The sequence below is a fragment of the Vibrio sp. YT-16 genome, from assembly GCF_033337405.1.
GTDB classification, from domain to species: Bacteria; Pseudomonadota; Gammaproteobacteria; order Enterobacterales; family Vibrionaceae; genus Vibrio; species Vibrio alginolyticus.
In genome coordinates this window covers 289,335-303,168 of the sequence record NZ_JAWOQQ010000001.1, presented here as the reverse complement: position 1 = coordinate 303,168, position 13,834 = coordinate 289,335, and the positions used below count along the sequence as shown (strand labels likewise).

Annotated in this window: 12 protein-coding genes; 5 read left to right on the top strand and 7 right to left on the bottom strand. The window is 44.8% G+C overall.

Annotation, left to right across the window (positions count from 1 at the left end; translation table 11 throughout):
* Positions 1–95 precede the first annotated feature (95 nt).
* Positions 96–1,091 (bottom strand): type I glyceraldehyde-3-phosphate dehydrogenase, encoded by a 996-nt coding sequence (gene gap / locus R7F07_RS01325; protein ID WP_005380697.1) that lies wholly within the window; start codon positions 1,089–1,091, stop codon positions 96–98.
* A gap of 337 nt (positions 1,092–1,428) precedes the next feature.
* Here gap and msrB point away from each other — a divergent pair, with 337 nt between their 5' ends.
* Positions 1,429–1,836 carry a peptide-methionine (R)-S-oxide reductase MsrB gene (msrB, locus tag R7F07_RS01320; RefSeq protein WP_005380698.1) on the top strand — a complete coding sequence of 136 codons (408 nt, stop codon included), beginning with the start codon at positions 1,429–1,431 and terminating at the stop codon, positions 1,834–1,836.
* Positions 1,837–1,953: 117 nt separating this feature from the next.
* Here msrB and R7F07_RS01315 read toward each other — a convergent pair whose 3' ends face one another.
* The gene (locus tag R7F07_RS01315) at positions 1,954–2,775 is read right to left on the bottom strand and encodes a DUF2989 domain-containing protein (RefSeq protein ID WP_017821139.1); all 822 of its coding nucleotides are present in this window, start codon (positions 2,773–2,775) and stop codon (positions 1,954–1,956) included.
* 101 nt (positions 2,776–2,876) lie between these two features.
* Here R7F07_RS01315 and R7F07_RS01310 point away from each other — a divergent pair, with 101 nt between their 5' ends.
* A complete protein-coding gene (locus R7F07_RS01310; protein WP_005380700.1) occupies positions 2,877–3,161 on the top strand; it encodes a YeaC family protein in 285 nt (94 codons plus the stop codon).
* Positions 3,162–3,256: 95 nt separating this feature from the next.
* Here R7F07_RS01310 and ansA read toward each other — a convergent pair whose 3' ends face one another.
* Both ansA and sppA read right to left on the bottom strand, forming a co-directional pair.
* A complete protein-coding gene (ansA, locus tag R7F07_RS01305) occupies positions 3,257–4,270 on the bottom strand; it encodes an asparaginase (RefSeq protein ID WP_017635822.1) in 1,014 nt (337 codons plus the stop codon).
* A 164-nt stretch (positions 4,271–4,434) separates the two neighbouring features.
* Positions 4,435–6,285: a signal peptide peptidase SppA gene (gene sppA / locus R7F07_RS01300; protein WP_005380705.1), complete on the bottom strand. Its 1,851-nt coding sequence runs from the start codon at positions 6,283–6,285 to the stop codon at positions 4,435–4,437.
* A gap of 224 nt (positions 6,286–6,509) precedes the next feature.
* On the opposite strand from sppA, the gene R7F07_RS01295 reads away from it, so the two are divergent.
* Positions 6,510–8,522 carry an NADPH-dependent 2,4-dienoyl-CoA reductase gene (locus R7F07_RS01295; RefSeq protein ID WP_171342834.1) on the top strand — a complete coding sequence of 671 codons (2,013 nt, stop codon included), beginning with the start codon at positions 6,510–6,512 and terminating at the stop codon, positions 8,520–8,522.
* Positions 8,523–8,581: 59 nt separating this feature from the next.
* Here the strand turns inward: R7F07_RS01295 and R7F07_RS01290 are convergent, their stop codons facing one another.
* Positions 8,582–9,898 carry an MFS transporter gene (locus R7F07_RS01290; protein WP_171342836.1) on the bottom strand — a complete coding sequence of 439 codons (1,317 nt, stop codon included), beginning with the start codon at positions 9,896–9,898 and terminating at the stop codon, positions 8,582–8,584.
* 173 nt (positions 9,899–10,071) lie between these two features.
* On the opposite strand from R7F07_RS01290, the gene R7F07_RS01285 reads away from it, so the two are divergent.
* Together R7F07_RS01285 and R7F07_RS01280 are read left to right on the top strand one after the other, a co-directional pair.
* Entirely contained in the window at positions 10,072–10,620 is a 549-nt protein-coding gene (locus R7F07_RS01285; protein WP_005380711.1) for an NAD(P)H nitroreductase, read from the top strand.
* A gap of 103 nt (positions 10,621–10,723) precedes the next feature.
* Positions 10,724–12,691 carry a DNA topoisomerase III gene (locus R7F07_RS01280; protein WP_171342838.1) on the top strand — a complete coding sequence of 656 codons (1,968 nt, stop codon included), beginning with the start codon at positions 10,724–10,726 and terminating at the stop codon, positions 12,689–12,691.
* 44 nt (positions 12,692–12,735) lie between these two features.
* On the opposite strand, the gene R7F07_RS01275 is transcribed toward R7F07_RS01280, so the two are convergent.
* Entirely contained in the window at positions 12,736–12,942 is a 207-nt protein-coding gene (locus R7F07_RS01275; RefSeq protein WP_005380717.1) for a hypothetical protein, read from the bottom strand.
* Positions 12,943–13,125: 183 nt separating this feature from the next.
* Positions 13,126–13,815: an SDR family oxidoreductase gene (locus R7F07_RS01270; RefSeq protein WP_054575561.1), complete on the bottom strand. Its 690-nt coding sequence runs from the start codon at positions 13,813–13,815 to the stop codon at positions 13,126–13,128.
* Positions 13,816–13,834 lie beyond the last annotated feature (19 nt).

The window sequence follows — 13,834 nt, the reverse complement described above, 5'->3', positions numbered from 1 at the left end:
CGAGCCTGCATTCTCTCAAATTCCAGATACAAAAAAGGCGACCCTAGAGCCGCCTTTTCTTTAACGAAGTTATTCGCTGATTGCTAACTTTCTAATTACTTAGAGATGTGAGCGATTAGGTCTAGAACTTTGTTTGAGTAACCGATTTCGTTGTCGTACCAAGATACAACCTTAACGAATTTGTCAGTTAGCGCGATACCAGCTTTAGCATCGAATACTGAAGTGCAAACTTCGCCGATGAAGTCTTGAGATACAACTGCATCTTCAGTGTAGCCTAGAACGCCTTTTAGTTCGCCTTCAGAAGCTTCTTTCATCGCTTTACAGATGTCTTCGTAAGAAGCACCGTTAACTAGGTTAACAGTTAGGTCAACTACAGAAACGTTAGCAGTTGGTACGCGGAAAGCCATACCAGTTAGTTTGCCGTTTACTTCTGGAAGTACAACGCCTACAGCTTTAGCAGCACCAGTTGAAGATGGGATGATGTTTTGAGAAGCACCACGACCACCGCGCCAGTCTTTAGCAGAAGGACCATCTACAGTTTTTTGAGTTGCTGTAGTTGCGTGAACTGTAGTCATAAGACCAGATTCGATACCGAACTTGTCGTTAAGAACTTTAGCGATAGGCGCTAGACAGTTAGTAGTACAAGAAGCGTTAGAAACGATGTCTTGACCAGCGTAAGTGTCGAAGTTTACGCCGTTAACGAACATTGGAGTAGCGTCTTTAGAAGGACCAGTTAGTACAACTTTTTTCGCGCCAGCAGTGATGTGCTTACGTGCAGTCTCGTCAGTTAGGAAAAGACCAGTTGCTTCAGCTACAACGTCAACACCGATTTCGTCCCATTTTAGGTCTTCAGGGTTGCGCTCTGCAGTAACACGTACAGTTTTACCGTTAACGATTAGGTTACCGCCTTCAACTTCAACAGTACCGTTGAAACGGCCGTGAGTTGAGTCATACTTAAGCATGTATGCCATGTAATCTACATCGATAAGGTCGTTAATACCTACTACTTCGATGTCGTTGCGCTCTTGCGCTGCACGGAATACGAAACGACCGATACGGCCAAAACCGTTAATACCTACTTTGATAGTCATTATAGTTGCTCCACAACTTAATTTCTGATTAAAGATAACTGGTAGTAAAATTACAGAATCCAGTAAACATCTGCAAGTGATAATCGGACTTAACTTGTTTAAAGTCAAAAAAAAGCGACGCTTTTTTTAACAATTCTTTGCAAATGTACGTTTTTTAAACTTTTAACTGATTCTTCTGTAGCCCAGTTGGCGTAATATAACTGGTGAGATAAGTGCTCTTATCAAATTAATTACGCATGGTGTCCTGGTGAGAAAGTATGTGCTACAACTGTTAAGAGAAGCAAGTTTTTTGCTAAAAAAGTCAATACCAAGAACAGTAAATAAGGAGCCGAAAGTCGTGGAACAAAGCGGGAAAAAAGTGACGAAGTCAGATGAACAGTGGCGTGAGCAACTGTCTGATGAAGAGTTCCGTGTTTGCCGAGAGCAAGGTACAGAGCCTCCTTTCAGCGGTAAGCTACTGCATAATAAGGAAACTGGTGTTTATGCTTGTACTTGTTGTAATGCCCCTCTCTTTGTCTCTGATAACAAGTATGACTCTGGCTGCGGATGGCCAAGTTTTGATGCGCCTATCAACGATCAAGCGGTGCGTTATTTAGAAGATCTAAGTCACGGAATGGTACGTACAGAGATTCGTTGTGCAACGTGTGATAGCCATCTAGGGCACGTTTTTGAAGATGGCCCACAGACCACAGGAGAGCGTTTTTGTGTTAATTCTGTGTCGTTAATTTTCAACAAATCAGAATAATAACGACAAAATTGTGCTCGAGATTGTTTTATCCTTTCAGGATGATTCATGCTCAACAGTGATCTGAGTGTCGCTCGACTTAAATAAAAACTCCCGCTCATTGCGGGAGTTTTTCGTTTATATCTCACTGGGTATCATTGCTGGGGAATAGATACCTTTCTCTATGGCTTTCGCCACCGATTCGGCTAATTCATCCAACTGCTTATATCGCTCTGGATGACTGAAATTGAACATACGTTGGAGCTGCTTTTCATCAGCAAGCGGTACGTCGAATCTCTTCGCGACCATTGCCCATAGATACGCTTGCTCTTTGTCTCCAAGCCCCTGATGAATACTTGCCATTGACTTGAGAATGACCGGATTGATGTTGTCTTCATCAGATAAAGACAACGCGTTATTAAGAAGCTCCAGGGTTTTCTTGGTATCTCGGTTGGTATAAAAAGTGGCTAATGCATATTGCATCTCAGCATTATTTAATTGGGGAGACCCTTCCATTTGTAAAAATGCGCGCCGAGCTTGAGTATCTCCCGTTTGAGACCATAAGAAATACAAAGTAGCCGGGTCTTCTGAGCCTTTCAACTCGTTTACGATGCGCTCTAGCTCATCAATACTGTGTACCAATGCATTAAAGCGTTGTCTTTTGAGAGCACTTTGATCAATAGGGGTGATCTGGGAGGCGAGTTCTAAGCATTTCCTATATTCAGCGACCAGACCGTATTCGATGATTTGGTTGGCCTCTGATGGGTTTTTCAATTGCTCAAACCGATGCCAAACCAAATTTGTTCTTGGAATTCGACATTGGCCGTCATCCATATTGAGCTGCTCGCAACGCAGCTCTGGTGTTTTTTGGCACAACTCTTCGGTTGTCACGTTACCTTCAAAACAGCCCGATAGCGCAAAACATGCGAGGCTGAGAAGTAACCAGTTTGTTCTTTTCATGGCTTTGCTTGTGATCCGTTACACCAATTCATTTTCGTATTCTTGACTCAGTTTCTTAACCCGTTATGTTCTGTAAATAGAATGTAATAAGAAGGTACACTATGGACGCAGAACAACTATTACAAGCGATGACTCCAGAAGTTTATGATCGCTTAGTCTATGCAGTAGAAACGGGAAGATGGCCTGAGGGTACAACACTTTCTAAAGAGCAGCGAGATTCGTGTATGCAAGCTGTGATGTTGTATCAATCAAAACATAATACTGATGCGCAGCATATGACGGTTGCAGCCGGTGGTGAAATCAGTTTTAAATCAAAACAAGAGCTTAAAAAACAATTCAGCGGAGAAGAGAGCGATATTGTTCGTGTCAATCCGAACATTGATTAATCCTTACGCCTTATTTCTCAAAATTTTATTATTTTGATTTTGAAAGAAAAAAGCCCAAATTGTATTGGGCTTTTTAGATCGTAGAAAGCTTGAACTTACAGGCTCATTTCACCACGCAGTACTTGTTGCATTCTCTCTTTTACTTCTTCGTAAGAAAGGTTTTGGCTTAGAAGGTAGTGTAGTTTTGCCAGCGCCGCTTCGGGCGTCATGTCAAAGCCACTGATAACACCAGAGTCTGCGAGAGCACAACCTGTGGCATATCCGCCCATATTCACTTTACCTGCCAAACACTGAGTTAGGTTTACGACAATAACGCCGCGCTCAGAGGCTTCTTTCAGGTGACCAAGCAGCTCAGGGTTCTGAGGAGCATTACCGACACCAAAAGTCAGAAGAATCATCGCATTCACGGGCTGACGAAGCGTGTTGCGGATAACTTCGTGTGAAATACCAGGGTACATGGTGATCACACCGATTGGTTGTGGCGTGATGTTGTGAACCTTAAACTCACCTTCTGGTTGTGCACCAACGGTTACGCTGTTGCTAACTTGAATATTGATCCCAGCTTCCAATAGTGGAGGAAGGTTTGGTGAAGTAAAGGCATTAAAACCGTCTGCATGAGATTTTGTACTGCGGTTACCACGCATCAATTGATTATTGAAGAACAAAGTTACTTCGTTGATCGGGTAGTTTGCCGCAATATGTAGCGCGTTTAATAGGTTTGCTTGGCCGTCAGAACGCAGCTCTGCGAGAGGGATTTGTGAACCCGTTACAATCACTGGCTTACCAAGGTTTTCAAGCATGAAAGACAATGCGGACGCTGTGTACGCCATGGTGTCAGTACCATGTAGGATAACGAAACCATCGTATTTGTCATAGTTGTCACGAATATCATTCGCAATCTGCTGCCAGTCAGCAGGTGTCATATCTGATGAGTCAATCAGAGGGTCGTATTCGTGGATGGTGTAATCCGGCATTTCAGGACGATGGAATTCGGGCATGCTTGCTAATTGCTTTTCCATAAAGCCAGCAACAGGCACATAGCCGTGGTCGGATTTTTGCATTCCGATGGTACCACCGGTGTAAGCGATGTAGATGTGTTTTCTAGTCATCGTTTTTTCTTTCGTGTAGGGGAACAGAGGCGGGGATTATATACCTAAATAACCTTGAGATGCGAGGCTATACGCACAGCATCAGAAAGTCATCTGAGGAGATGCAAAGCCTAATAAAAAGGGCACTTCAAGTAGAAGTGCCCTTTGTAATATTGATGGAAAAACTACTGCACTTGGCAGTTCAAACAAAATGCGTATTGACCTTTAGGATCGTTGAAGCTTTGGAGCAAGCTTGCGTCTTGTTCGAATTGTTGAGCTACGGGTTGAAGACTTTTTGGTAGCAAGCTTGTTGCATCAATACCTAGAGAGACTTTCACCTGTTTCATAAACTCTTGTAGAAATAGTTCAGTAGGTGAAAGAGGCTCTTCTACCCAGTAAATGCCATAATCGGTCACGTTCGCTAGTTTCGCCGCTAGCTCTACAGCATCATCAAAGTCACCCATTTGATCGACAAGACCAAAGGATAGTGCATCTTGGCCAGTCCAAACTCGACCTTGAGCAACTTTGTCAACTTCCTCTAGAGACATATCGCGATTCTCGCCAACTAGAGAAATAAAGCGCTTGTAACCGTGCTCGATACCTAACTGGAACACTTGAGACGCGCCCTCAGAAAGGCCAGTGGTAATACCGTCACCTGAGAACGGCGATGTGCCAACGCCATCAGTATTAATACCTAACTTGCTAAAGCCTTTTTCAAACGTGGTGATGACACTAAATATACCAATGGAGCCCGTCAGGGTTGTTGGCTGAGCAACGATTTTGTCTGCGCTCATTGAAATCCAATAACCACCAGAAGCGGCCAAACTCGACATGGATACAACAACCGGCTTACCTGCTTGCTTCAGAGCTTCTACTTCGTTACGAATCACTTCAGAAGCAAAGGCACTGCCTCCTGGACTATCTACTCGTAACACGACCGCTTTCACTTTTTCATCATTGCGTGCTTGACGCAGCAAGCTTGCGACCGTGTCACCACCAACAGTTCCGCGAGGTTGTTGACCGTCCATAATCGCGCCACTGGCTAGAACAACGGCGATGTCGTGTTGAGGTAGTGTGTAATCAGGACGAATCGTTGCAAGGTAGTCGTAGTAACCAATCGCGTTGTAGCTGTCTTTGCCGTCGCTACCAAACTGTTTTGCAAATAGAGTGCGAATGTCTTGGCGTGTCGCGAGTTCATCCACTAGCCCCAATTTGACTGCGAGCTGAGCAATATCGCCATTTACAGACTTCATCTCGTTAATCAGCTCATCCATGGTTGGATTAAGCACTTTCGCATCAATGTTTCGGTTTGTTGTTACGTCATCAACAAAAGCACTCCATAATTGAGTAACCCAACGTGTTGCTGACTCTTTCGCCGCATCGGACATGTCATCACGAATAAAAGGTTCGATAGCGGATTTATAAGTACCTACGCGAAAAACATGAGTAGAAACGTCAAGCTTTTCAAGTAACGTTTTGTAGTACATTGAGTAAGCGCTGTAACCTTTAATCAATACACCACCATCAGGTGCCAGATAAACTTTATCGGCGTAACTTGCCAAGTAATATTGGCTTTGGTTGTAGAAATCACCTACGGCGTAAACGGGTTTGCCTGATGCTTTAAATTCGTTCAACGCTTTCGCGATGTAACGTAGTTTCGTGAGATTTGTTTCTGGCATGTCTCGCAGTGCTAGCACTAATCCAGACACTTTAGGATCGTCTTTCGCGTAGCGAATAGTATCAACGATATCGAAAAGGACGTTTTCTTTCGGTAGCTCATTACCCAAAAGGGAACCAGCAAAAGAGTCCATTGGGTTTACATAACGTCTTTGTTCGACAATTGGGCCTGAAAGGTTCATCACCAATGCCGATTCTTTTTCGACGACAGGTTGACCGTCTCCGGTATAAGTAAAGGCAAAGTAGAAAACGGCAATCATCAGCAAGAAAATTAGGTTTGCCAGTGCGAGTCTGATGAAAGTGATACTTTTCCATATCCCTTTAAATATCAAACCAATAAATTTGAAGAGTTTTTTCATCTTGTCTCCATAACGAGATAGTTACGCCGAGTCTAACAAAGTATGGGTTCTTATCTCTAAGATCTCAAAAGATAACATTTTTTTAGCTTATCACGACCACTCAACAATTGGCATATTTTCACACGAGATTGATCGGTGTTACAAAAATGTAAACGCTTGTTTGATTTTTTGGTTGAGCAGGCTTAATCTGGTCAGACCATGATAATAACAATGGATGTTAAGTGATGTCTGCCATGTACCCAAACCTATTAAAGCCACTGGACCTCGGTTTCACACAATTACGAAACCGAGTTCTGATGGGATCAATGCACACTGGCTTAGAAGAGCACAAAGAAGGATTACAGAAGCTCGCGGCTTTTTATGAAGAACGCGCGAAAGGCGGTGTCGGACTGATTGTAACCGGAGGTTTTTCTCCTAACTTACGCGGTCGTTTACACCCGTTGAGTGCTGAATTCAGCAAGCCAAAACATGCTAAAGCCCATAAAGTTGTGACAGAAGCGGTGCACAAGCACGGTGGTAAAATTGCGTTGCAAATTCTCCATGCTGGGCGTTATGCAATGCATCCATTCTCGCAAAGTGCATCTGGCATTAAAGCGCCAATTGCAAAGTTTGCTCCGAGTGAAATGAGCGACCGCCAGATAAAGAAAACCATCGACGCGTTTGCTAATAGTGCGGAGTTAGCACAGCTTGCTGGTTATGATGGCGTCGAGTTAATGGGCTCGGAAGGTTACTTGATAAACCAATTCTTATGTAAACGTACTAATATGCGTTACGACGAATGGGGTGGCAGCTATAAAAAACGTATGCGTTTTCCGCTAGAAATTGTTAAAGCGGTACGCAAGGCGGTAGGTGACAAGTTCATCATCATCTTCCGTCTTTCTATGCTGGATCTTGTCGAGCAGGGCAGCACTTTTGAAGACGTTATCGAATTGGCGAAAGCACTTGAAGAGGCTGGCGTCACGATTATTAATACGGGTATCGGTTGGCATGAGGCTCGAATTCCGACAATTGCGACTCAAGTACCACGCGGTGCGTTTACATGGGTTACGGAAAAAGTTAAACCTCACGTTTCGGTTCCTATTATCACTTGCAACCGTATAAATACGCCAGATGAAGCAGAACGTATTTTATCTTCAGGTCATGCCGACATGGTTTCGATGGCGCGCCCATTCTTGGCCGATCCTTACTTTGTTGCTAAAGCCGAACAGGAAAAAGCGCAGTTTATTAATACGTGTATTGGTTGTAATCAGGCGTGTCTAGATAACGTGTTTAAAGGTAAGCGCGCCAGTTGCTTAGTGAACCCTCTAGCGTGCTATGAAACCGAAATTGTTGTTGAACCAGCCTTTAAAAAGAAAAACATTGCAGTTGTTGGTGCTGGACCTGCGGGCTTGGCTTGTGCGACCACACTGGCTGAACGTGGCCATAAGGTTGATCTGTTCGAAAAGAACGACCGCATCGGTGGTCAGTTCCGTCTTGCGATGCAGATCCCTGGTAAGGAAGAGTTTCGAGAGACGATACGATATTTCGCTAACCGTATTGATGAAACAGGCGTGAATCTGCACTTATCGACGGAAGCGAACTATGACTTACTCACAGAATACGATGAGATAGTGATGGCATCGGGTGTTGAGCCACGTAAAGTCAATATTGATGGAATTGATAACCCAGAGAAAGTCGTCGACTATCAAACTCTCATTCGAGACAAAACGCCAGTCGGTGAGAAAGTGGCTATCGTTGGTGCTGGTGGCATTGGCGTAGATGTCGCGACCATGCTCACAGAGCCAGTTGGACAAACGTTGGATGACTGGTTGCATGAATGGGGAATCGACAAGGAGATGTCTCAGCCGGGTGGTTTATACCCTTACCCTGATGCGGTTAGCGATAAAGAAGTCTGGGTACTTCAGCGTCGTAAAGGTCGTGTAGGTAAAGGTCCGGGTAAAACGACAGGTTGGATCCATAAACGTACCCTTGAAAAACGGGGCGTACATTTAGTCGGTGGTGTGTCTTACGATAAAATTGATGATCAAGGTTTGCACATTCATGTAGACGGAAGCGCGCAGGTACTTAATGCAGACAAAGTTATCATTTGTGCTGGGCAAGAGTCTGTACGTCCGTTTGAAGATAAATGGTCTGAACTCGGAGAGAAGATTCATATCATTGGCGGAGCTGACCATGCGGGTGAACTTGATGCTGTGCGTGCGATTCGTCAAGGTGTTAAATTGGCGGTAAAACTCTAGCCTTTTAATGTGTGTTTACCATAAAAGCTGCGCTTTGAGCGCAGCTTTTTTGTATAGAACTAGTCACTGATATCTGGCAGTTGTTTGGCCATTACCACGCCAGAAAAAGTAATAAAAGAGAACACTAACACCACAGCTGAAAGGCTCAAGAAGTTCGACATAACACCAAGAGAGCTCATTAGAAGCAGCATTATCCCAACCACCGTGTTACTCACGGCTACATAGCTTGTCCGCTTGTCACCTTCTGCGATATCAACTAAGTAGGTTTTTCGTCCGACTCGTATTCCGTCGTGGGCAATACACACACAAAAGTAGAGCAGAGGAATCACGAATAGGAAGCTTTGGCTAGCGGTGACCCACGTATCGTAAACAAATAAAACAACGCCAAGTAGCGCGCTCATCGTTGCGCCGATGACCATCACACTGCGGCTAGAGCGATCGGACATTCTTCCCCAGAAAGGACCTGACACAAAGGAGGCCAAGCCACTCGCAAACATAAAGAGAGCTAGCACCCAGAGTTGTCCACCGAGAGATTGCTGTGCCAGCACAACGTAGTACGGTGCACTCAGCGCAGAACATAAAAATAGTGTCCGCGTGATAACGAATCGACGAAAGGTCACGTCTGTTTTAAGTAACGCGAGTTGTTTAAATGCCTCAAGGACGCCATTTCGACCACCGTCTACCTCACCTGCATACTCATTAATTTGTGCATAAACTAATGCCGCAATAAGCCATATGGCGCCCGCTAAGCCTAAACTTAGACTGTAAAAGTGCTCCGTCGGCTCTACGTCCCATAGCCAGGCTAGTGCCAGAAGGCTAGCGAAAAGCAACGTAACAAGGCCAGCAGCGCTTGAAGACCAGCCGTTGACTTGACCTCGTTGGTTTTTAGGGATGGTTTTGCCCAATACATCTTTTGATGCGACGGAATTTAAACCGCGTGAGAGGCTGAAGATCACAAGACATGCAATTACACCATAACCCGCAGCAGCTCCTGTCAGAGTTAATGCGACCACTCCGATTGCAAATATGGAAAGAGCCTGCAAGATGCTGCCAATTACCCAGACCCATTTTCTTACTGGGATGCGTCGGATGTAGTGCGCGATGCTAAGTTGTGGGATAAGGGATCCTGACTCACGAATAGGAACCAGCCAACCAATTAAGTAAACCGGTGCCCCAATACTTTGTAGTATCCACGGCAACGTGACTTTAGGGTTGATTAACGCATCGCCGACCTTCGTTAAAAACTGAGCGAGAATGATTTTAAGAAAGTTGCCGGGAACTTGATGACAAGCTGATTCAGGAATCGCCTTACAGGCACGGACATCTTCGTCATTAACGATCTTTTCGTAAATGCTGTTTTGTTTGTCCTTGTTCATCAACCTGCCTATGTTCAACTTATTCATTTCGCGAATAAATTAACATTAAACCCAGATTGATGTTAAGTGAAGCACGTTATCAAGCCCACAGAAAACCGGTTGTTATTCGCAGGAGCAGATTGTGCTAAAGTGGCGTAAACAAAATAACAACGATATTCAATAAGGATTCTTTCATGGACGCTCTCGATCTTTTGCTCAATCGCCGATCTATCGCGAAGTTATCCGCGCCTGCACCAGAAGGTAAAGCACTTGAGAACATCATTCGTGCTGGCCTTCGTGCGCCTGACCATGCGGGATTAACCCCTTGGCGTTTCGTTATCGCACAGGGCGATGGTTTGAAAAAACTGTCAGATATCTTGGTAAAAGCGGCAGAAGCTGAAAATAGTGATGAAGCGGTGGTCGAAAAGGTAAAGAATGCCCCATTTCGCGCACCAATGGTGATCACGGTGATTGCTAAAGTAACAGAACATGAGAAAGTACCAGCACTAGAGCAACACTTATCTGCGGGATGCGCTGTACAAGCGATGCAAATGGCAGCCGTAGCACAAGGCTTTCAAGGATTTTGGCGCTCAGGTAAGTGGATGTTCCATCCAGAAGTTCATCAAGCATTTGGTTTAGAAGGTGACGATGAGATTGTTGGTTTCTTGTACTTAGGCACGCCTGGTTGTACACCGATGAAAGTTCCTGAGCGTGACCTTTCTCAGTTTGTTGAATTTCTATAACTGAAAACTTAAATAAATTGACTGTTTATTTATACAGTTTTTCTTGATTTATTAGGGCTACATTCGATAATGTGGCCCTAATTATATTTATTTCCAAAACGTTATGTCTCGTCTGTTTATTGCTGAAAAACCAAGTTTAGGCCGTGCGATTGCCGCTGCACTGCCAAACCCTCAAAAGAAAGATCAAGGATTCATCCGCTGTGGGAACGGGGATATCGTTACTTGGTGTATCGGCCACTTACTCGAACAAGTCGAACCCGACGCTTACGATGAGCGTTATAAAAAGTGGAATATGGCAGATTTACCAATTGTTCCGCAGCAATGGCAGCTCAGACCGAGGAAAAGTGCAAGTAAGCAATTAACAGTGATTCGTAAATTGCTCAAAGAAGCTAACGAAGTCATTCATGCAGGAGACCCAGATCGAGAGGGTCAGCTGTTAGTTGATGAAGTTCTCGACTATTGCAAGTTATCTAAAACCAAGAAGGAATCTACACAGCGTTTGTTGATTTCCGACTTAAACTTACCTGCGGTTAAACGTGCTCTCAGTTCTATGCGCAGTAATCGCGAGTTTATCCCACTTTCAGTTTCAGCATTGGCCCGCTCTCGGGCTGATTGGCTGTATGGTATGAACATGTCTCGTGCTTATACCTTGCTTGGTCAAAAAGCAGGGTATCAAGGTGTTCTCTCGGTAGGGCGAGTGCAAACGCCAGTTCTTGGCTTAGTGGTGCGTCGTGATGAAGAAATCGAAAACTTTGTCCCGAAGGACTATTTTACCCTACATGCTCTGATCCCATATCAAGATGCCAATGGTACTTTTGATATTCGTGCTCGTTGGAAGCCAAGTGAGGCATGCAAGCCTTGGCAGGACGAAGAAGGTCGAGTATTAAACCGTAAGTTGGTGGAAAATGTTGCAAACCGTATTGCAAATCAACCCGCAAAAGTGACAGAGTCGGAACAAAAGCAAACCAAGCAATCAGCACCATTACCCTATTCGTTATCTGCTTTACAGATCGATGCCGCGAAGCGCTATGGTATGAGTGCGCAACAAGTACTAGATACTTGTCAGGCATTGTATGAAAAGCACAAGCTGATCACTTACCCGCGTTCAGATTGTCGCTATTTACCAATGGAACACTACTCACAAGCAGGGATGGTGACAACTGCTATTGCGAATAACGCAAAAGAGTTGCAAGTTGCCGTTCAGGGAGCAGACTTAACATTAAAGTCCAAAGCCTGGAACGATAAAAAAGTGGATGCGCACCATGCGATTATCCCTACACCGAAGCAAGCTAATGTGAATGCGCTTTCCGGCAATGAGATGAAAGTGTATCAATTGATTGCGCGCCAGTACCTCATGCAGTTCTATCCGGCGGCGGTTTACGCAGAAGCGAAATTGGTTTTCGATATCGCTGGTGGTACGTTTGTCGCGAAAGGTCGTCAGTTAGTTTCGCCGGGTTGGAAAGCGCTAATGGGCAAAACTGACAAGGAAGATGAAGGTATTGATGCCGTGCCACCGCTACCCGAAGGCACCGTGTTAACTTGTCGTGAAGGGGAAATAAAAGACCGAAAAACCGAGCCACCAAAGCATTTTACCGAGGCATCGTTGTTGCAAGCGATGACCGGGATCGCCCGTTACGTTGCGGATAAAGAACTGAAAAAAATCCTTCGTGACACTGATGGGCTAGGCACGGAAGCGACTCGCGCTGGTATTTTGGACACGCTGTTCAAACGCCAACTGCTTACGCGTCAAGGTAAGTCAATTCTCAGTTCTCCTGCGGGAAGAGGTCTCATTCATGCCTTGCCAGAAGATTCAACATACCCTGATATGACGGCTCATTGGGAGCACCAGTTACAAGGTATGGCAGAGAGAAATCAAGCATATCAGCCGTTCATGCAAGCACTGGAACAACGCATTGATAGCTTGATGGCACAAGTAAAAGCAGGGCCTATCCCTGATTCATTACGTCATCTACCCAAGGTGGAACGTCCTGCGTTTAAACGTAAAAAGCGCAGTTATTCAAAGAACGGTGGCGCGACTAAATCTCGTGCAACCAAAGGTAAGCAGGCATAGGACAAGCGCGGCGTAATTAAACTCCGCGCATGCTTGAAAATAGATTACTCGAACAGATCACCGTGGTTTTGGATCGCGCCTCTTACTTCACCTTGAGTTAACACGCGTTTGTCCAGTACCTCTTTCACCTGGTTGCCCAAGTCAACTAATGTATCTCGATTCGCTTGAGTTTGGCGTTTACCAGCACTTCTCAAGCAGTAATTTAGTTCGTGCTCTTCGCTAAAATTAACCAAATCCCTATCTGCTGCCATCGTGCTTTCTCCTTATTTGTTCTACTTTTTCCTAAGTCTGGATTGGATGTAGATAAATTCAAGTTAGATTGCGCGAATTATGCTGGTGGATCACTGATGAACATTATGTTTGCCAACCAAGTCACGATTATGAAGCCTGGCTTTGATGGTATTTGGTTTAGTGATGGTTGTGTCTTAATGCTGCTACCAAGGTAACTCAGTACCATCGTAGTTAATAAATCGACCTGAAAGCTGCGGTGTGCTCAGTTCTATCACGTTCGCTAGGCCTAGCGCGGAGGTTTGCGTATCTATCAAAGCATTTGGCCCGCCCATCGCCGTTTTTACCCAACCAGGGTGAAGCGCTAAAACGGTAAATCCTTCAGGTGTTAAATCATTACTCAAGCTTTTCACAACCGAGTTAAGCGCCGCTTTCGATGAGCGATAAATATAGCCGCCGCCGGACGTATTTTCGGTCATACTGCCGACTTTTGATGAGATACAAGCAATCTTTTTCATCTTGCCTTGTTGTAAGCGAGGGTAACAGTACTCAACCAGTTTTAACGGAGCAATGGTGTTTACTTCGAAGACTTTACGCCATGCTTCTACGTCAGTGTTTCCAAAGCCATATCCCTTGGGGCCGTAATATCCTGCATTATTGATGAGTAAGTCGATGGCAGGGAGTTTATCGGCAAGCTTAGCGACTTGTTCGTAGTGAGTGACATCCAGTTCGTGCAAAACCAGATTGCTGAATTGTGAGGCTAGAGTTTGTAGTTCTGAACTGTTCTCTAAGGAACGGCTAGTAGCATGTACTTGGTGGCCTTGCTTCAGGTACAGCTCAGTTAAGCTAAGGCCAATGCCGCGATTTGCTCCGGTAATAAAGACGGTTTGACTCATACAAACACCTATGTTTTTT

What these genes read in the sequence shown, in the direction of transcription:
- ansA (WP_017635822.1), bottom strand. Translation starts at nt 4,270, where the DNA reads ATGACTAGAAAACACATCTACATCGCTTACACCGGTGGTACCATCGGA.
- R7F07_RS01270 (WP_054575561.1), bottom strand. Translation starts at nt 13,815, where the DNA reads ATGAGTCAAACCGTCTTTATTACCGGAGCAAATCGCGGCATTGGCCTT.
- R7F07_RS01315 (WP_017821139.1), bottom strand. Translation starts at nt 2,775, where the DNA reads ATGAAAAGAACAAACTGGTTACTTCTCAGCCTCGCATGTTTTGCGCTA.
- R7F07_RS01295 (WP_171342834.1), top strand. Translation starts at nt 6,510, where the DNA reads ATGTCTGCCATGTACCCAAACCTATTAAAGCCACTGGACCTCGGTTTC.
- R7F07_RS01310 (WP_005380700.1), top strand. Translation starts at nt 2,877, where the DNA reads ATGGACGCAGAACAACTATTACAAGCGATGACTCCAGAAGTTTATGAT.
- sppA (WP_005380705.1), bottom strand. Translation starts at nt 6,285, where the DNA reads ATGAAAAAACTCTTCAAATTTATTGGTTTGATATTTAAAGGGATATGG.
- R7F07_RS01285 (WP_005380711.1), top strand. Translation starts at nt 10,072, where the DNA reads ATGGACGCTCTCGATCTTTTGCTCAATCGCCGATCTATCGCGAAGTTA.
- R7F07_RS01280 (WP_171342838.1), top strand. Translation starts at nt 10,724, where the DNA reads ATGTCTCGTCTGTTTATTGCTGAAAAACCAAGTTTAGGCCGTGCGATT.
- gap (WP_005380697.1), bottom strand. Translation starts at nt 1,091, where the DNA reads ATGACTATCAAAGTAGGTATTAACGGTTTTGGCCGTATCGGTCGTTTC.
- R7F07_RS01275 (WP_005380717.1), bottom strand. Translation starts at nt 12,942, where the DNA reads ATGGCAGCAGATAGGGATTTGGTTAATTTTAGCGAAGAGCACGAACTA.
- R7F07_RS01290 (WP_171342836.1), bottom strand. Translation starts at nt 9,898, where the DNA reads ATGAACAAGGACAAACAAAACAGCATTTACGAAAAGATCGTTAATGAC.